The sequence below is a fragment of the Nocardiopsis sp. NPDC058631 genome (assembly GCF_042716955.1).
Taxonomy (GTDB): domain Bacteria; phylum Actinomycetota; class Actinomycetes; order Streptosporangiales; family Streptosporangiaceae; genus Nocardiopsis.
On the sequence record NZ_JBHXQY010000039.1, the window covers coordinates 1 to 17,139 of the forward strand.

General features: G+C 73.6%; 16 protein-coding genes. 13 read left to right on the forward strand and 3 right to left on the reverse strand.

Annotated elements, in window-relative coordinates; all coding sequences use genetic code 11:
- Positions 1-89: 89 nt before the first annotated feature.
- Positions 90-932, reverse strand: a complete 843-nt coding sequence (locus tag ACFWTE_RS14910) for an ABC transporter permease (protein WP_378779938.1) — start codon at positions 930-932, stop codon at positions 90-92.
- Positions 929-1,915 carry an ATP-binding cassette domain-containing protein gene (locus ACFWTE_RS14915; protein ID WP_378779992.1) on the reverse strand — a complete coding sequence of 329 codons (987 nt, stop codon included), beginning with the start codon at positions 1,913-1,915 and terminating at the stop codon, positions 929-931. Before ACFWTE_RS14915 ends, ACFWTE_RS14910 begins: the two co-directional genes overlap by 4 nt.
- A gap of 195 nt (positions 1,916-2,110) precedes the next feature.
- Between ACFWTE_RS14915 and ACFWTE_RS14920 the strand changes: the two genes are divergently transcribed.
- From ACFWTE_RS14920 to ACFWTE_RS14950, 7 genes are all read left to right on the forward strand, one after another.
- Positions 2,111-2,272: a cinnamycin family lantibiotic gene (locus ACFWTE_RS14920; RefSeq protein ID WP_330093495.1), complete on the forward strand. Its 162-nt coding sequence runs from the start codon at positions 2,111-2,113 to the stop codon at positions 2,270-2,272.
- A 65-nt stretch (positions 2,273-2,337) separates the two neighbouring features.
- Positions 2,338-2,502: a hypothetical protein gene (locus tag ACFWTE_RS14925; protein ID WP_378779940.1), complete on the forward strand. Its 165-nt coding sequence runs from the start codon at positions 2,338-2,340 to the stop codon at positions 2,500-2,502.
- An 84-nt stretch (positions 2,503-2,586) separates the two neighbouring features.
- Positions 2,587-5,196: a class IV lanthionine synthetase LanL gene (gene lanL, locus ACFWTE_RS14930; RefSeq protein WP_378779941.1), complete on the forward strand. Its 2,610-nt coding sequence runs from the start codon at positions 2,587-2,589 to the stop codon at positions 5,194-5,196.
- Between the two features lie 207 nt (positions 5,197-5,403).
- Positions 5,404-6,057, forward strand: a complete 654-nt coding sequence (locus ACFWTE_RS14935) for a hypothetical protein (RefSeq protein WP_378779942.1) — start codon at positions 5,404-5,406, stop codon at positions 6,055-6,057.
- Positions 6,054-6,821, forward strand: a complete 768-nt coding sequence (locus ACFWTE_RS14940) for a hypothetical protein (RefSeq protein WP_378779943.1) — start codon at positions 6,054-6,056, stop codon at positions 6,819-6,821. The genes ACFWTE_RS14935 and ACFWTE_RS14940 overlap by 4 nt, the downstream gene beginning before the upstream one ends.
- 224 nt (positions 6,822-7,045) lie before the next feature.
- The gene (locus tag ACFWTE_RS14945; RefSeq protein WP_378779944.1) at positions 7,046-7,621 is read left to right on the forward strand and encodes a TetR/AcrR family transcriptional regulator; all 576 of its coding nucleotides are present in this window, start codon (positions 7,046-7,048) and stop codon (positions 7,619-7,621) included.
- 95 nt (positions 7,622-7,716) lie between these two features.
- Positions 7,717-9,552 (forward strand): alpha/beta fold hydrolase, encoded by a 1,836-nt coding sequence (locus ACFWTE_RS14950; protein WP_378779945.1) that lies wholly within the window; start codon positions 7,717-7,719, stop codon positions 9,550-9,552.
- Positions 9,553-9,558: 6 nt separating this feature from the next.
- Here the strand turns inward: ACFWTE_RS14950 and ACFWTE_RS14955 are convergent, their stop codons facing one another.
- Positions 9,559-10,194 (reverse strand): DNA-3-methyladenine glycosylase I, encoded by a 636-nt coding sequence (locus ACFWTE_RS14955; RefSeq protein WP_378779946.1) that lies wholly within the window; start codon positions 10,192-10,194, stop codon positions 9,559-9,561.
- Between the two features lie 427 nt (positions 10,195-10,621).
- On the opposite strand from ACFWTE_RS14955, the gene ACFWTE_RS14960 reads away from it, so the two are divergent.
- The 6 genes from ACFWTE_RS14960 (at position 10,622) to ACFWTE_RS14985 (ending at position 17,113) form a co-directional block, all read left to right on the forward strand.
- Entirely contained in the window at positions 10,622-11,290 is a 669-nt protein-coding gene (locus ACFWTE_RS14960; protein ID WP_378779947.1) for a GntR family transcriptional regulator, read from the forward strand.
- Positions 11,291-11,382: 92 nt separating this feature from the next.
- Positions 11,383-12,354, forward strand: a complete 972-nt coding sequence (locus ACFWTE_RS14965) for a tripartite tricarboxylate transporter substrate binding protein (RefSeq protein ID WP_378779948.1) — start codon at positions 11,383-11,385, stop codon at positions 12,352-12,354.
- Between the two features lie 5 nt (positions 12,355-12,359).
- On the forward strand, positions 12,360-12,863 hold the full coding sequence (locus tag ACFWTE_RS14970; protein WP_378779949.1) for a tripartite tricarboxylate transporter TctB family protein: 504 nt from the start codon (positions 12,360-12,362) through the stop codon (positions 12,861-12,863).
- Positions 12,860-14,371 (forward strand): tripartite tricarboxylate transporter permease, encoded by a 1,512-nt coding sequence (locus ACFWTE_RS14975; protein WP_378779950.1) that lies wholly within the window; start codon positions 12,860-12,862, stop codon positions 14,369-14,371. Before ACFWTE_RS14970 ends, ACFWTE_RS14975 begins: the two co-directional genes overlap by 4 nt.
- A gap of 50 nt (positions 14,372-14,421) precedes the next feature.
- Complete coding sequence (locus ACFWTE_RS14980) at positions 14,422-15,291, forward strand: dihydrodipicolinate synthase family protein (RefSeq protein ID WP_378779951.1); 870 nt, start codon at positions 14,422-14,424, stop codon at positions 15,289-15,291.
- Between the two features lie 112 nt (positions 15,292-15,403).
- Positions 15,404-17,113 carry a dihydroxyacetone kinase family protein gene (locus ACFWTE_RS14985; RefSeq protein WP_378779952.1) on the forward strand — a complete coding sequence of 570 codons (1,710 nt, stop codon included), beginning with the start codon at positions 15,404-15,406 and terminating at the stop codon, positions 17,111-17,113.
- Positions 17,114-17,139 lie beyond the last annotated feature (26 nt).

Below are 17,139 nucleotides of genomic sequence, written 5' to 3' on the forward strand. Positions count from 1 at the left end.
AGCACAACCAGGCTGAACTTCGCACATCGTCTTGCGAGAGATCGCCTGGACGGCCGCTCGCCGACCCGAAAACCTCCAAAAAACACTCCCTAGTCGGGGCGGGCGAAGCGCCGCGCCGCCAGCAGCAGGAACACCGTTCCGAAGACCGTCAGCACCGCCAGCTCCGCGGAGACCGCCGGCTGCACGCCCCCCAGCTCCAGGCCGTGGAACATGCCACCGGTGGAGTCGGCGGGCAGGTGGGCGACGAGGGTGCGCCTGGCGGCGTCGACCGCGTACGTCAGGGGGTTGAGGGCGGTGAGCGCGGTGAGCCAGGGCGGCAGCCCGCCGAGCGGGAAGAACGCGCCCGAGAGGAACACCAGTGGGCCCAGGAGCAGGCCGGTGGCGGCCTGGAAGCTCTTGGGGCTGGGCACCCAGACCGCCAGCAGCGCCCCGAGGCAGGTCATCGCGAACGAGGCCAGCGCGAGCACCGCGACGAACCCGGCGAACAGGGCCGGATCGTAGGGCACACCCGCGGCCCCGGCGAAGACGAGCAGGATTCCGCCGTGGCACGTGGCGATGGTGGTGCCCGCCAGTACCTTCCCCAGCAGCAGTGACTCCCGGCGCACGGGCGCGACCAGCATCTCCCGCAGGAAGCCGAACTCGCGGTCCCACAGGATGGAGGCGCCGGTGGCGAACGCCGGTGGCTGGATCGCCATGACCAGGACGCCGGGGAAGAGGAACGTCACGTAGCCGACGCCGGAACCGTCGTCGGGGACCACCGTCCCCAGCCCTACCCCCAGGGCCACGAGGATCAGCAGGGGTTGCAGCAGGCTGACCACCAGGTGCAGGCGCTCACGCCGGAACGTGATCATCTCGCGCTTCCACACCGCGGCCACCGCGCGTCCCTCCGCGCCCAGCCGTGCGGCCAGCGGAGCGGTCGGTGCGTAGCTCACTCGGCGGCCCCCCCTTCGGACTCCGCACCGATGCTGCGGCCCGTGTAGTGCAGGAACACGTCGTCGAGGGTCGGCCGGACCAGGGACACCGAGGTGACGGAGCCGTCGAGGGCGGCCATGATCGCCGGGAGCAGGGCCGCGCCGTCCTCGACCCTCACGACCACGGCGCCGTCCGCGACCGACGGGCTCAACCCGAGTGATGCGGTGAGTCGACGGGCGCACTCCTCGGGATCGGAGGCGACCAGTCTGATGCGGTCGCGGCCGATCCGTGAGCGGAGTTCGCCCGGGGTGCCGAGTGCCACGACCCGTCCGTGGTCCAGGATGGCCAGCCGGTCGCAGTTGTCCGCCTCGGACAGCTGGTGGGTGGTGAGCAGGACCGTGGCCCCCGACTCGTGCCTCATCCGGTGGACGTGCCGCCAGACCTCGGCCCGGCTGTGCGGGTCGAGGCCGACCGTGGGCTCGTCCAGGAAGAGCACGCGGGGGCGGTGCAGCAGGCCGCGCGCGATCTCCAGGCGGCGCTTCATCCCGCCGGAGAGCGTACGCACGAGGCTGCGCCGCCGGTCGAGCAGGTCGGACAGGCTCAGCATCGACACGACGCGCTCGCGGACCTCGCGCCGGGGGACACCGTAGAGGGCGGCGTGGATGGCCAGGTTCTCCTCGACCGTCAGCTTGTCGTCCAGGGTGGAGCCCTGGAAGACCACGCCGATGGACCGCCGCACGGCGGCCGGGGAGGCGCGGACGTCGTGGCCGGCCACCCACAGCTCTCCGCTGGTGGGTCGGGTGAGCGCGCAGAGCATCGAGATGGTGGTGGACTTGCCCGCCCCGTTGGGCCCCAGGAAACCGAAGATCTCCCCGGGGTGTACGAGCAAGTCCAAGCCCCGGACGGCTTCGACGCCCGGGTAGGTCTTGACCAGCGCCTCGGTCCTGATCGCCGCCGGTGAAAGGGATTCGGACCGAACTTCCGCCGCTTTTGGGGGTGTCACTTCGATCGGAACTTCGGCCTGTGTTCCTGGTTCCAATTCGCTCCTCATCGGGGCAGAACCATCCGTCCTGGGGGCCAGGTCGGGCTGTCCCGTCTCACCGGCGTTTTCGCGGTGGGGGGCGGGGGATCACTACTCCCGGCAAGACTACCCAAGGTAGTCGGCCATTAACAAAAAGTTGCTAGATCTGGAGGGCACATGTCCGCACAGGAATTCCCCCGCGACGCCGGATCGCTCGACACCACCGCTCTGATCTCTCTCGGGGCCGAGACCGAGCTCGCCTCCGAGCGCCTCAACCTGGAGTGCAGGAACACCTGCGTCTCCGGCTTCACCATCCGCTGCGACGGCTACTCGCTCTAGCTGTCGCGGGCCCTCGCTGGTCTGCCGACAGCCCGATCCGACCACGACGCCCCCTTCGAGGAGCCATGAGCACGAGCGCCGGAACCTCCGGAGCGGGCCGCCGCGGGACGATCGCCCTCATCCACCTGCGCCACGAGGGAGCGCTGCCGACCGGGGTGGACGGCACCGCTTGTCAGCAGACCCGGGACCGGGGTCCCTTCACCCTGCTGGACGACGGGGTCACCCCGTGACCTGACCGCTTCAGCGACGGGGCGGTCGGCCGCTCGGCCGACCGCCCCGCCTTCGGCACCGGCACCGACACCGGCACCGACGCCATGGACAACACGGACGACACGAGGGGGACCAGGGTGCGGGAGTACGCCGGCACACGGACGTGCACGGTCGAGACGAGGGAGCGGGCCGTGGCGGCGGGGCGCGTGGTCTCCGACTACGGCCCCTGGACGGACGTGGCGCTTCCCGGCCTCGACCTGCCGCCCCAGGGGTGGAAGATCCACGTGTCCGCCCGCCCGGTCACCCTCCTGGCCACGGTCGAGCGCGTGCTCCCCCTGCTGCTGCGCACGCCGTGCCGGTTCAAGTTCGCGCGCACCACGGAGGTGATGCGCGAGCTCAACTCCCACCACAACCGCCCCGGCGCGGTCGGCAAGGGCGTCACCGTCTACACCCGCCCGGACGACTTCGCGGACCTGGCGGAGAAGCTCGCCGCCGAACTGGTCGGCATGGAGGGGCCGGGTATCCCCAGCGACCGCAGGCTGCGCCCGGACTCACCGGTCTACTACCGCTACGCGCCGTTCGCCGGCGTCTACGGGATCGACGGCAACGGCGACTTCCAACTGGTCCTGCACGACGCCCACGGACGCGAGCGGCCCGGTGCCGCGGACGGGCGCTACCAGGCGCCGGACTGGCTGCCCGACCCGTTCACGGGACAGCCCCCCGCTCCCGTCGGCGGCGACCGGGGGCCCGTCCTGCTCGGCGGCCGTTTCCTGGTGCCCGGGGCGATCGCCCACACCGCCGTCGGCGGCGTCTACCGCGGTACCGACCGGGAGTCGGGGACGGGGGTGGTCGTCAAGGAGCGCCGCGCGTACACGGGCGAGGACGCCGACGGTTCCCGCGACGCCCGCCACCGGCTGCGCGGCGAGGCCGCCGTCCTGCACCGTCTGGAGGACGTCACCGGGGTCCCCCGCGTCGTGGACCACTTCCGGCACGGTGCCGACGAGTTCCTCGCGACCACGGACGTGGGCCCCCGCGACCTGCGTACCGACGTCGCCGAGAATGGCCCGTACACCACGGCAGGGCGCGACCTCGCACGCCTGGGCCGCGACCTGCTCGGGTTGCTGGACGCCGTCCACGGGCGCGGAGTGCTCGTCCGCGACCTGGCGCCCAAGAACATCGTCCTGGCCGACGACGGCACCCCCTTCCTGGTGGATTTCGAGATCAGTCACCTCGACGGGGAGCAGGTGCACGGCTGGACCCCGGGCTACTCCTCTCCCGCCCAGGAACTCGGCGAACCCGCGTGCGTGGAGGACGACCTCTACTCGCTGGGGGCCACGCTGTTGTACGCGGCCACCGGCACCGACCCGGCCGCCCGCTCCACGAGGGCCGTCCCCGACGACGGGCGCGCACGCACCACGCTGGCCGCCCTGGAGGGCGGCGTCCCTCCCTGTGCCCGCGCGGTGCCGGCTCTGATGTCCCCCGACCCCGCCGAGCGCAGGGCGGCGGCCGACCTGCTCCGTACGGGTGCGGACCACCCGCCGCTCCACGCCGATCCGCGCTACACGGTCACCCCCGATGCCCTCCCCGCGCTGGTGGCGAGCGCCCTGGAACAGACCCGTGGCGTGGCCCGTGACCTGCTGGCCGGGCGCGGCGGTTCACCGGGCGGGCGGCCCAGTCCCACCAACCTGTACCGGGGCGCGGCGGGCGTGGGCATGGAGCTGCTGCGCCAGGAGGACACCGAGTCTCGGGACCTGGCCCGTGCCCTCGCGCACTGGACCACGGGTTTCCTCGCCCTGCGCCGACAGCTGCCCGGTCTCCAGGACGGGGAGGCGGGCACCGCCCTGTTCCTGGCCGCGGCCGCCCGGGAGCTGGACGAACCGGTCCTCGCGGAGGCGGTGCGGGGGCTGGCGCGTACCGCTCCGGAGACGGTTCCCGGAACCGACCACTCCTCGGGGCTCGCGGGGATCGGGCTCGCCCAGCTCCAGCTGTGGAGGCTCTGCGGTGACGACTCCCGCCTCGCCCTGGCACGGAACTGCGCGGAGCAGCTCGTCGCCTCGTCCCCGGCGGAGGGGCTCCGCTCGTGCCCGGCCGACCCCCGCGACCACGACGAGGTGACGACCCGGCTGGGGTTCTCGCACGGCGTGGCGGGTGTCGCCCACTTCCTCCTGTGCCTGGAGGCCTGCGCAGGGGACGCGGACGCCGGGACGGAGGCCGCGGCCTGTCTGGAGGTGCTGGCCGGTCTCGTCCCCGGGCTGGTCTCGGCCGCCTCCGCGCCCGAGGCCCGACCCATGGTCGCCTCCTTCTGCCAGGGGCTCACGGGGATCGGCGGTGTCCTGCTCCGGGCCGGCGCGGTGTGGGACGAGCCGCGCTACACCGAGCTGGCGGCGACGGCCGCGGCGCGCTGCCGCGCCCACGCCCCGAAGATGCAGGTCGCCTGCCAGTGCTGCGGGCTCGCGGGGGTCGGGGAGTTCCTGCTCGACACCGCCGACATCACGGGCGGGGCCGCCCCTCGGGACGCGGCCCTCGACGTCGCGGGCCTGGTCCTGGTGCGTTCGGCCGGGACTCCGGACGCCCCGGTCTTCCTGGACCACACCCGCGAACCGGGCGGCGGCTGGGCGACGGGGGCCTCCGGGGTCCTGTCCTTCCTGCGCCGGCTCCACCGGGGCGGCCGACGGGACTGGCTCGGTGACGAACTCCTGGGCGTCCGGGGCTGAGCGGGGCCGGGGACCGCGTGTGTGCCGCACGGTGCGCGAGTGGTTTCCGTCACCGTCGCTCCGGGTCTCACGGGGTGCTGCGCCGCAACGGTCTCCAACTCTCTCGGAGCTCTCACCTGCGACGGGAGGCCGATCGGGCTCGGCGGGCGTTTTGGGGCAAGTCATCCGGGCAGTGCAGGACGAACCAGACGACAGGAGGTGCCCCCCGTGGAGACCGGAACCGTTGTCATCATCGTCATCGCGGCGGTCGTCATCATCGCCGCAGGAGTCGCGCTCGTCGCGCGCTCCTCCCTTCTCCCAGCTCAGCGCTCCGCCCGGCTCAAGAAGCGCTTCGGCGCGGAGTACGAGCGCGCCGTGGAGGCCCACGGCGACAAGGCCGCCGCCGAGCGGGACCTGTCCGAACGGCTCAGCCGCCGTGAGGGCATGACGCTCCGCCGGCTCACCGACCGCGAGCGCGAGGCGCACGCCGGCACGTGGGCCGCGGTACAGCAGGACTTCGTGGACGATCCCGTCAGTGCCGTGCGCAGCGCCCGCGGGCTGGTGGAGGGGATCATGTCCGATCTCGGCTACGCCGGACGCCCGTCCCCCGACGGCGGCTTCGAGCAGAGTGCCGCGGACCTGTCCGTGGACCATCCCGCCGCCGTGGCCGAGTTCCACCGCGTGCGCGGTGCCGGACGCCCCGCCGGGGCGGACCCGGGCAACACCGAGGGTCTGCGCGAGGAGCTCGTGGCCTACCGGGGCCTGGTGGAGGCCCTGTTGGGCGGGCTGCCCGAGACCCCCGGCACGGCCCCGGCCGCGAGGCCCGAGGGAACCGTGATGGAACGACCGCGCAGTGAGACCGAAACGGAGGTGGACCGGTGAGCGATCACGACGACACCGCCGGACGGACGAAGCAGGACCAGGACCAGCGCGGGGTCCGTCGGACCCCGCGGGCGCAGGGTCACAGCGGCCCCCGCGGACGGCAGGCGCCCGGGACCGGCGGGGAGCCGCGTCCCGTCGGCGGTGAGGCATCGGAGCCCCGGCAACGGAGCGGCACCCGTGCCGGGGCGGCACGCGTGGCCGGCCCCGGAGCGGGCCCGGAGGCTCCGCCGCAGGAGCCCCGCCCGGAGGGCACTGGTCCGGACGGACCCGGAACCGACCCCGCGCGGGTGGTGACGGTCGACGCGGAGGTCTCGGACCCCGCGCCCGCGCCCCCGCCCGCCACGGAGCCCGCCCCGGCGACCGCGCCCCCTCACGCTTCGGAATCGGTGCCCCCCACCGCGTCCGCCGGGTCCGGCCGCGCCGGTGCGGGCCGTGAGCACGGCCGCACGGGTACGGACCGTCCCGGTCCGGGCCGCGCCGACGGGGCCTGGACGCTCCGGCCGCGAGGCGTGGAGCCGGGCGAGGTGCGCGAGCGCTGGAGGGAGACCCAGGGCGGGTTCGTCGACGACCCCCGGAGGGCCGTGCAGGAGGCCGAGGCGCTGGCGACGGAGGTCGCCGACGCCCTGGTCGCCGAGATCGAGGCCCGCCGGTCCGCGCTCCGCTCCGCGTGGAGCGACGGGGACGGCTCGGACACCGAGGTGCTGCGGGTCGCCCTGCGCGACTACCGCTCCTTCGTCGAGGAGCTGGTCGGCAAGGGCACCTGACCGGGGGCGGGCTTTCGCGAGCCGCCCCGGGCGCGGGGTCGCCGGTCTCCGGCGGCCCCGCCGGGCGGGCGGTGTGCCCCGGCCGCTGCGGTCGCGAGGGTGCGTGTCCAGGAGCAGGTCCGCCGTGCGGGGCGGCTCCCCGCGTCTCATCGCGGGCCAGGACTCTCCGCGTGTCCAGCGGGTCTTGCTGTACATAATATGTAGATCGGTCTACAGTCGCTGCCATGGGTACCAAGGGGACGGTCACGCGCACTCGGCTCGTCGACGGCGCACGCGAACTGCTCGAAGCCCACGGCTACGCCGGGACGGGCCTCAACCAGGTCCTGGCCGCCAGCGGGGCCCCTCGCGGCTCCCTCTACTTCCACTTCCCCGGAGGGAAGGACGAGCTCGTCGCGGCGGCCCTGGAGTCCGCCGGGGCCGAGATCGGCGCCCTGATCAGGGATCTCTCCGAGGAGGCTCCCGACACGGTCTCCCTCGTGCAGGCGATGATCGACCTCTTCACCGCGAGGCTGGAGGAGTCGGCGTTCACGAAGGGCTGTCCGCTGGCCGCCACCGCGCTGGACGTCGCGGCCACCAACGACCTGGTGCACACCGTATGCCAGAAGGTCTACTCGTCGTGGCAGGCCAGGCTCGCGGACCGCCTGGTCGCCGAGGGGCGCGACCCCGAGGACGCGGACGCGGACGCCTGGTCCGCGCTCTCCCTCGTCGAGGGCGCGCTCCTGCTCTCCCGCGCGAACCGCAGCCGTAAGCCGCTCGACCGGGCCCGGAACTCGGTCGCGCGACTCCTCGGAGGGGAGTGACCCCGGTCCCGCACGCCGGGGCCGGTGTCGGGGGCCAGTATCGGGGAATCTGCCTCGTCCAAAAAATATGTAGACCGATCTATATAGGAGTGTGCATGTCATCACGACCTTCCGCGGACGTCACACCGCCCACCGCCCTCGTGCTCGGAGCGACCGGGCTCATCGGCCGACGGCTCCTGGCCGAACTGCTCCTCGGCGGACAGTCCGTGGCGGCCGGCACCCGGGGCGGCGTTCGCGAGGAGCAGCTCCTCTCCTGGCTGCGGGGACACGCCGTGCCCGTCGACCGGCTCACCACCGTCCGCGTCGACCTCGTCCGGCCGGACCTCGGCCTCACCGACGGCGACAGCGCCCCGGACCTGGGAGCCGTCCGCGACGTCTACAACTGCGCGGCGGTGTTCCGCTTCGGCCTGGACCGGGAGGAGGCCCGGTCCGCCAACGTCGACGGCGCCCTGCACGCCATCGCCTGGGCAGCCCGCCGTCGAGACCTGCGGCGTATGGTCCACATCGCCGGCTACCGCGTGAGTCGGGTCCCCGGCGCCCCGCTGGCGGGCGGAGCCGAAGGGCTCTACCGGCGGTACGGCGCCTACGAGGCCTCCAAGATCGAGGCGGACGCGGCTGTCCGGGACTTCGCCGAACGGGAGGGGGTACCTCTGACCGTCGTCAACCCGGCATCGGTCATCGGTGACTCGGAGACCGGCGAGGCCGGGCAGTACATCGGCCTGGCCGAGATCGTCCGCGACCTGTGGCGGGGGCGGCTACCGCTCGTGCCCGGCGGCCCCGAGACCTTCGTCCCGGTGGTCACCGTCGACCACCTCGCCCGCTTCCTGGCGGCAGTCCCCGCGCACGACACCGGCGACGTGCGCGCCCACTGGCTGCTCGACGAGAGCACCCCTCACCTACCCGCACTCGTCGGCGGCCTCGCCGCGCACCTGGGGGTGCGCCCGCCGCGCGGTTCCGTGCCCGTGGGGCTGCTGCGCCGCCTGCCGCGCGCGGTGACCGGCGTCGAGCCCGAGGCCCTCACGTTCCTGAGCGGGGACCGCTACGACACCGCGTCGGCCAACGCCCTCGCCCACGCAGCGGGGCTGGCCCACCCGCCGGTCTCCACCTCCCTCGCACGCTGGGCCGACCGGCTGGTGGCCGAGGACTTCGGCTCCCTGCCCGGCGGTGTGCCCGGCGGCCTGCACACGGTCGCCGGGGGCCGCACCTACCTGGTGGGCGACCGGGTCGGCCCCGCCTACGTCCTGCTGCACGGCCTGCCCCTGGACGGCGAGTCCTGGCGCCCGGTGGCGGACCTCCTGGACGGACCCGTCCTGGTCCCGGACCTGCCCGGGACGGGACGGTCGGGCCCCGTGCCGGTCTCCGTCGACTCCTGGCTCTCCGAACTCCTCGCCCCGGTGGTGACGCAGCCCGTCCTCGTGGGGCACTCCGCGGGCTGCGCCCCACTCCTGCGGTACGCGCACGCACATCCCGGCCGGGTCGGCGGACTCGTCCTGGTCGCACCGCCCTTCCTCCAGGAGGCGGCCCCACGGCTCATGCGGTTGCGTCCCCTGGTCCGGGCAGCCCTGCGCCGGATGTCGGCCGCGAGGCTGGGGGCGATGGTGGGGGCCGGTGCCCGCGACAGGGCCGTGACGAGCGCGGCCGCCCACCTGCGGCGGCCCGGGGTCGCCGCACGGGTCGCGGCGTGGCTGTCGGACGCGCAACGGCCCGCCGCGAGGGAGCAGCAGCGGTCACTGCTCGCGTCCTGCCCCGTCCCGGTGACCGTGGTCGAGGGGGAGCACGACCCCGTGGACACCGCCCTCCCCGTGGTCCGCGTCCCCGGTGCCGGCCACTGGCCCCAACTGGTCGCACCGCGCACGGTCGCCGACGCGGTCCGCGACCTCCCGGTGCTGCCGGAACAGGTGGGGGAGGCAGGGCAGCCGCGGGTCCGGTAGCCCCGGTCAGGGACGCGCCCAGACCCCCGACGTCCCCCGGCGATGGCTGTCCACCAGGTGGGTGTCGACGATGCCGATCGCCTCCATGAGGGCGAACATGCCCGTCGGCCCGGTGAAGGTGAACCCGGCCCGTCGCAGGGCACCGGCAAGGGCGGCCGACTCGGGGGACACGGTGGGGACGTCCTCGACCCGCGCGGGGGCCGGGGTCCGCCCGGGACGGAAGGACCACACCAGATCGGCCAGCCCTCCCTCGGCGCGCAGCGCGACCGCGGCCCGCGCGTTCCGGACCGTGGCGCGGATCTTCCTCCCATTGCGCACGATGGAGGCATCGCCCAGCAACCTCTCCACGTCGTCCTCCCCGTACTCGGCGACCGTGTCGGGGTCGAAGTCGTCGAAGGCGGCGCGGAAGGCGGGCCTCTTGCGCAGGATGGTGGCCCAGGAGAGCCCCGCCTGGAACGCCTCCAGGCTGATTCGCTCGAAGACTCCGCGCTCGTCGCGGACGGGCATGCCCCATTCGGTGTCGTAGTAGGCGCGCAGCAGCGGGTCCCTGGCGGCCCAGGGGGGACGGACCAACCCGTCCTCGCACACCAGCGCGCCGCTCGCCGTGGCGGTAAACGGCGCCTGTCCGGGTTCCTCCGGCATCTCGGGTGACCTCTCCGTGCAGCAGCGGCGGTGCCGACCGGCCCGTCCGCCACCGGGTGGGCGCCCCATGGCGCGGGCAGCGCGGCTGGTACGCCCTCGAAAATACGCGGCTCACGCCGCGTGAATCCACGGGAACGCCGAACACCGTGGACATCCCCAGGCCCCGAGGAACTCCACGGGACACCGGCCGGCCATCCCCGGGACACATTTTGCGAACCAGGAGTGCACGGACGAATACCCTCCGTCATAGTGGAATGTCCTCCGGCTCCGGTTTTTTTCGACCGCCCGGCACACCGGACCCGCGGCCTGGCAAGGGATCCCGAAAAACAGACAACCGACCCAAGAGACACCGGCAACACCAGGGATTGACACAGGTCACACCGTGATTCAATCTGGTTAACAGTTAACAGTTAACCGAAGGGACGACATGTCGGAGATCCTGCCCATCAAGCAGCGGGCACTCGGCGAGAAGGTCGCCAGTGAACTCCGGCGCCTGATCATCACCGGGCGCTACGCGCCGGGCACGTCTCTGGTCGAGGGGCACCTGGCCGAGCAGTTCGACCTGAGCCGCGGTCCCATCCGCGACGCGCTCAAGACCCTCGCCTCCGAGGGACTCATCGACACCAACCGCCGCAGCGCCACAGTCGTGGGTCTGGGCGGGGACGACATCGACGAGCTCTTCTCACTGCGGGGCTCCCTGGAGCAGCTCGCGCTGGAGATCGGCCTGGGCCGCGACCGGGCCGGGCTCACCCAAGGCCTGCGGGCTCCCCTGGAGCAGATGCGCAGGGCCCGCGAGGAGCGCGACCCCGACGCCTTCACCACCGCCGACGTGCGCTTCCACTCGGTTTTCTACGACGTGGCCGGGCACCGCCGCCTCGCCGACGTGTGGGCGCAGTACCGGCCCACCATCGAGGTGCTCCTCCTGGCCTCCAACGAACGCTACGAGGACCTCGGTCCCTCCGTCCGCGCACACGAGATCCTCGCCGGACTGGTCGAGTCCGGCGAGCCCGAAGCCGTCCTCGACGAGCTCCGCGGCCACCTGGACAACGCCAGGCTCAGGCTCCGGGCTCCCTACACGCAGACCGCGTCCCACTGATCCGGCGGGCGCACACCGCGTCCCGCCGTCCCTCGGCTCAAGTCCCGCGACCGACCCACGGAGCCGATTCCACCGAATCACCGGAGAGCACCATGCGTTCCACCACCTTCCGCCTGACCGCGGCCGCACTGGCGGTCACCGCCCTCACAGCCGGTTGCGCCGACAGGGGCGGCGTCAGCGAGGACGCCGCGGACTACCCCAGCCAGGACATCACCCTCGTCGTTCCCTACGACGCCGGAGGCGCGTCCGACCTCGCGGCCCGCACCCTGGCCTCCCAGATGGAGGACTCCCTGGGGCAGAGCATCATCGTGGAGAACCGCAGCGGCGGCGCCGGATCCGTGGGCCTGGAGGACCTCGCCGAGCGGGCACCCGACGGCTACACCATCGGCTACCTGCCGGTCGAGACCGTCATGCTCGGCTACCAGGGCTACGACGTCGACCCGGCCGACTACGACCTCGTCGGCCAGATGGTGTCGGTCCCCGCCACCATCGCCGTCCCCGAGGACAGCCCCCACCAGTCCCTCGACGACCTCGTCGAGGCCGCCACCGCCGAGCCAGGATCGGTCTCCGTGTCCAACTCCGGTGCGGGCTCCATCTGGGAGGCCGCCACCACCGAGCTGGGCCAGGCCACCGGTGCCGAGTTCCAGCCGGTGCCCTTCGACGGCGGCGCCCCCGCCGTCACGGCCGCCGTCGGCGGCCAGGTGGACGCCGTGGTCGCGGGCATCTCCGAGACCGCGCCCGCCCACGCGGACGAGCAGCTCCGCGTCCTCGCCGTCTTCGACTCCCAGCCCTCCGATTCGCTGCCCGGTGTGCAGACCGCGGCCGAGCAGGGCGTGGACGTCACGATCGGCGGCTGGGGCGGCATCGGCGCGCCGACCGGCCTCTCCGACGAGGTCCGCACGGCGCTGGAGGACGCCTTCTCGGAGGCGGCCGACTCCGAGGAGTTCAGGACGATCATCGCCGACTCGGGGAACGTCCCGGTCAACGTGCCCTCGAACGAGTTCGTCGAGTTCGTCGACCAGGAGTACACCCGCTTCGGGGCCCTGCTCGAAGGCCAGGACTGAGCACCGTGGCCGAGACGACCACCACCTCGGACGCGCCCCCCTCCGGCGGGGCACGTCCGGGACGCAGGCTGAGGGACCTGGTCCCCGCCGCTACCGGCGCGGTGCTCGCCGCGGGTGCCTTCGCCCTGGCCACGCAGATCCCCGAAGGGGCCCGCCTCACCCAGTTCAGCCCGAGGTGGTGGCCGGAGATCCTGGCCGTCCTCCTCCTGCTGCTGAGCTCGTGCCTGGCCGCGAGCGTGCTCCGCCGACCGTCCGTGACGGTGGAGGAGGACGACCCCGGGTCCGCGACCCGCCAGGGTGCGTGGCGGCTCGCCGCGATGCTCGCGTCGATCGCGGGCTACGGGGTCCTCTGGTACTTCGTCGACTTCCGGGTCTGCACCGCGATCCTGTTCGCGGCCCTGACCTGGCTGGGCGGCGGACGCGGGTGGAAGGCGCTCATCCTCTTCCCGATCGGTGTGACCGCGCTCCTCTACCTCCTGTTCGGCGTCCTCCTGAGAGTGCCACTATGAATCCGATCGTCGAGGGCTTCGGCGCCCTCCTGGACCCCACGGTCCTGCTGTGCATCGCCGCGGGTGCCCTCCTGGGCATGCTCGTCGGGGCCTTCCCCGGTGTGACCGCCACCATGGCCGTCGCTCTGGCCAGTGGTTTCACGCTCTCGCTCGAACCGCTTCCCGGTCTGGCGGTCCTGCTCACGATCTACGTGGCGGCGAACTTCGGCGACCGTGTCCCGGCGATCCTCATCAACACCCCGGGGACGCCCGCGTCCATCGCCACGACCTTCGACGGCTACGCCATGGCCCGCCAGGGCAGGGCCGGGCTGGCCCTGACCTCGTCGGCCTTCGCCTCCGCGTGGGGGACGCTCGTCGGCGTCGTCCTGCTCATGGTCGCCGCGATCCCGCTGTCCCGGCTCGCCCTGAACTTCGGCCCCGCCGAGATGTTCGCGCTGGTCGTGTTCGGCCTGACGATGATGATCGGGGTGTCCGGCGGCCGGATCGTCAAGGGGCTCATGGCGGGCGGGCTCGGCCTGCTCCTGGGGGCGGTCGGCCGCGACCCCATCACGGGCACACCGCGGTTCACGTTCGGCGCACCCGAGCTGTCCGACGGCATCCCGTTCATCGCCGCGATCATCGGCCTCTTCGGTATCGCCGAGGTGATGAACCAGGTCCTCGTGCACCGCCGGGGCCACGGTGTGGAACCGATCAAGGACTTCGGCCGCTGGTTCCCCCGGCGCTCGGAGTGGCGCACCATGCTCAAGCCGATGGCCGTCGGCAGCGGCGTCGGCGGTGTGGTCGGCATCGTGCCCGCCACCGGCGGGGACATCGCGGGCATCCTCGGATGGGACCAGGCCCGCAGGGTGTCCAGGCGGCCCGAGGAGTTCGGCAAGGGGTCGTTGGAGGGCATCACCGCCGCGGACACCTCGTCCAACGCCACCCTCGGCGGATCCGTGACGACGACGCTGGCCCTGGGCCTGCCCGGCGACTCCGTGATGGCCGTGATGATCGGCTCCATGGTCGTCTGGGGCATCCAGCCGGGCCCGTCCCTGTTCGCCGACCGGCCCGACCTGGTCTACAGCATCGCCGGGATCATGCTGATCGCGACGGTCGTCGCCCTCGTGGTCAGCATCCTGCGCATGCGCGGTGTCGCCAAGCTCCTGGAGCTCCCGCAGCACTTCCTGTGGGCGGTCATCCTCGTGTTCTGCATGGTCGGCACCTACGCCGTCAACAACAGCGTCTTCGACGTCGCCGTGATGCTCGTGTTCGGCCTCGTCGGCCTGTTCCTGAAGCGCTTCGGCATCCCGCCCGGCCCCGTCGTCCTCGGCCTGATCCTGGGCACCCTGGCCGAGGGCAACCTCCGCCGGGCCCTGGAGATCGGCGGCCCGGAGAACATCCTGACCAGCCCCATCGCGCTCGGCCTCCTGGCGGTGAGCACGCTCGCCCTGGTCGTGCCGCCGCTGCGCACCGCGTGGCGCGCACGCCGCGCCCGCGCGTCCGAGAGCACCATCACCACGGCGTCCTGACCCGGGTAACGCCCGGCAGCCGCCCCTTCCCCACCCGAGGAGAACCACGCATGTCCGCCCACGCGAAGGTGATCACCGCCCTCCCTACCCCGTTCACCCGGGACGAGTCCCTCGACCCCGACGGCGCCACCGCGCTGTTCACGGCGGTCCGCGACCGGGGGGTCGACGGCGTGTTCGTCGCGGGGACCACCGGCGAGTTCACCGCCCTCGACGACGAGGAGCGGACCAGGGTGATCGGCCTGGCGCTGGACGTCCTCGGACCGGAGCGCGTCTACGCCCACGTGGGTGCGGCCGCGCCCCGGCAGGCCGAGTCCCTGGTCAGGGCCGCCGTCGGCGCCGGGGCGACCCGGCTCGCCGCCGTCACGCCCTACTTCCTGCCCGCACCCGAGGACGCGCTGGTGCGCTACTACGAGCGCCTCGTGGCGGCGGCCGACGGCGCGGAGGTGCACGCCTACCTGTTCCGGGCGCGCTCCACCACCCCGGCCGCGCCCTCGGTGCTCCGGCGCCTCCGCGACGTCGGCGTCCGCGGGGTGAAGATCAGCGGCGAGAGCGACGCCTCGGTGTCGGCCTACCTGGCGCAGGCCCCCTCCGGGTTCGACGTCCTGTCCGGCAACGACATCGCCTTCGAGGAGTTCGTCCGCGCGGGCGGCCTCGGTGTGGTCTCGGGTGTCTCCTCCGTCTTCCCCCGGCCGTTCGTGGCGTTGCGCGACGCCCTCAACAGCGGTGACACCGACGGGGTGCGTGCCGCGCAGCCGCTCGTGGCGCGCGCGGTGGCGGCGGTGCGAAGCGGAAGCATCCCGCACCTCAAGGCGGGTCTGGAGGTCCAGGGGATCGCCGCGGGGCCCGCGAGGGTCTGCGGCGACGCCGTCTCCGAGGCCGACCTGGACGTCCTCAGGGAGACGGCGGAGGCCCTGTCCTGACCCCGAGGGCCCGAGGGCCGGCCCCTCGGGTGCGCGACCGGAGACCCGACGCCCGCGCGGCGTCCGCAGAAGCCGCCCCGGGGGCGGCAGACCGAGAGGCGAGTGAGCGCGGATGGCGCTGAAGAAGATCATCAACCGGCCGGAGGACTTCGTCGACGAGGTCACCGAGTCGCTGCTCATGGCACACCCCGACCGGTTGCGCGCCGCGACCGGCGACCGCAGGGCGCTGGTGCGCGCCGACGCGCCCGTCGAGGGCCGCGTCGGCATCGTGACCGGGGGCGGGTCCGGCCACCTGCCGCTGTTCCTCGGCTACGTGGGGCAGGGGCTGGCCACGGGGGTGGCCGTGGGGAACGTGTTCTCCTCCCCCTCCGCCGAGCAGATCGCCGCGGCGACGCGCGCCAGCCACGGGGGCGCCGGCGTCCTGTACCTGTACGGCAACTACGGCGGGGACGTCTACAACTTCGACCTGGCCGCGGACGTCGTGGCGGCGGAGGGCATCGGGACGGCGACGGTGCTGGGCACCGACGACGTGCTGTCCGCGCCCCGGGGCAAAGAGCACACCCGCCGCGGCGTGGCGGGGCTGTTCTTCGCCTACAAGACGGCCGGGGCCTGCGCCGAGCGCGGCGACGACCTGGAGGCGGTGCGGTCGGTGGCCCAGCGCACGGTGGACGCCACGCGCACGATGGGGGTCGGGCTGTCCCCCACCATCCTCCCCGCCGCCGGTGAGCCCACGTTCACACTCGCCGAGGGGGAGATGGAGGTGGGGATCGGCATCCACGGCGAACCGGGGAGCCACCGGGGTGCGCTGGAGACCGCCGACGAGATCACCGACCGCTTCCTCGCCGAGATCCTCGGGGAGCTGGAGCCGGTGCGCGGGGACCGTGTCGCGGTCCTGGTGAACGGCCTGGGCGCCACCCCCCTGGAGGAGCTGTACCTGGTGTACCGCCGGGTCCACCAGGTGCTGGAGGAGCGCGGCGTGGTCATCCACCGGCGCTACGTGGGCGAGTTCGCAACGAGCCTGGAGATGGCGGGGGCCTCGGTCTCCGTGCTCCTGCTCGACGACGAGCTGGCCGCGCTGCTCGACGCCCCGGCCGCGTCCCCGTTCTTCGGCCAGGGGAACACGGAGGCGCCGAGTGCGCGCGTGGACGGGGTCGGGGCCTCCGACGCGGAGCCCGGTCGCGGTCCGGCCCCCGCCGTCCGCCGCACCGGTACCGCCGGGGCGCTGCGCGGCACGCTGGTCGCGACCATGGAGCGCATGCCGCCGCACGCGGAGGAGCTGCGGCTGCTGGACTCGCGGCTCGGTGACGGCGACCTGGGGATCACGGTCGCCTCCGGGGCCGCGGCCGTCCGCGACGCGCTGCTCGCGCTGCCCGAGGACGCCCACCACGCCGATGTGCTGCGCGCCGCGGCGACGGCGTTCGCGGCGGCCAACCCCTCGACGTTCGCCGCGCTGACCGGCGCGGGCGTGCTCGCCGCCGCCGCCGAGTCGGAGGAGCTCACGTCCGTCTCGGTCCGTGACGCCGCACGCCTCACCGCCGCGGTCTCCCGCAGGGTGCGGGAGCGCGGCGGGGCCGGGCCCGGCGACAAGACGTTCGTGGACGGGCTGCTCCTGGTGGAGGGGGCCCTGGAGGGTGCGGACGACCCGGCGGCAGCCGCACGGGCCGCCGCGTCCGCGGCCGGGCGCGCCGTCGAGGAGACCAGCGGGCTGACGTCGGCGAAGGGCCGTGCGGCCTGGGTGGGTGAGCGCGGGGCGGGAGAGCGCGACCCCGGGTCCGTCGCCCTCCTGCGGTTCCTGGAGGAGCTGCGCGACGTCCTCTCCTGAACGCGTCCCCGTGGTGCCTCTGTGGG

What these genes read in the sequence shown, in the direction of transcription:
- ACFWTE_RS14955 (WP_378779946.1), bottom strand. Translation starts at nt 10,194, where the DNA reads ATGCCGGAGGAACCCGGACAGGCGCCGTTTACCGCCACGGCGAGCGGC.
- ACFWTE_RS14965 (WP_378779948.1), top strand. Translation starts at nt 11,383, where the DNA reads ATGCGTTCCACCACCTTCCGCCTGACCGCGGCCGCACTGGCGGTCACC.
- ACFWTE_RS14950 (WP_378779945.1), top strand. Translation starts at nt 7,717, where the DNA reads ATGTCATCACGACCTTCCGCGGACGTCACACCGCCCACCGCCCTCGTG.
- ACFWTE_RS14960 (WP_378779947.1), top strand. Translation starts at nt 10,622, where the DNA reads ATGTCGGAGATCCTGCCCATCAAGCAGCGGGCACTCGGCGAGAAGGTC.
- ACFWTE_RS14985 (WP_378779952.1), top strand. Translation starts at nt 15,404, where the DNA reads ATGGCGCTGAAGAAGATCATCAACCGGCCGGAGGACTTCGTCGACGAG.
- ACFWTE_RS14925 (WP_378779940.1), top strand. Translation starts at nt 2,338, where the DNA reads ATGAGCACGAGCGCCGGAACCTCCGGAGCGGGCCGCCGCGGGACGATC.
- lanL (WP_378779941.1), top strand. Translation starts at nt 2,587, where the DNA reads ATGGACAACACGGACGACACGAGGGGGACCAGGGTGCGGGAGTACGCC.
- ACFWTE_RS14945 (WP_378779944.1), top strand. Translation starts at nt 7,046, where the DNA reads ATGGGTACCAAGGGGACGGTCACGCGCACTCGGCTCGTCGACGGCGCA.
- ACFWTE_RS14980 (WP_378779951.1), top strand. Translation starts at nt 14,422, where the DNA reads ATGTCCGCCCACGCGAAGGTGATCACCGCCCTCCCTACCCCGTTCACC.
- ACFWTE_RS14975 (WP_378779950.1), top strand. Translation starts at nt 12,860, where the DNA reads ATGAATCCGATCGTCGAGGGCTTCGGCGCCCTCCTGGACCCCACGGTC.
- ACFWTE_RS14920 (WP_330093495.1), top strand. Translation starts at nt 2,111, where the DNA reads ATGTCCGCACAGGAATTCCCCCGCGACGCCGGATCGCTCGACACCACC.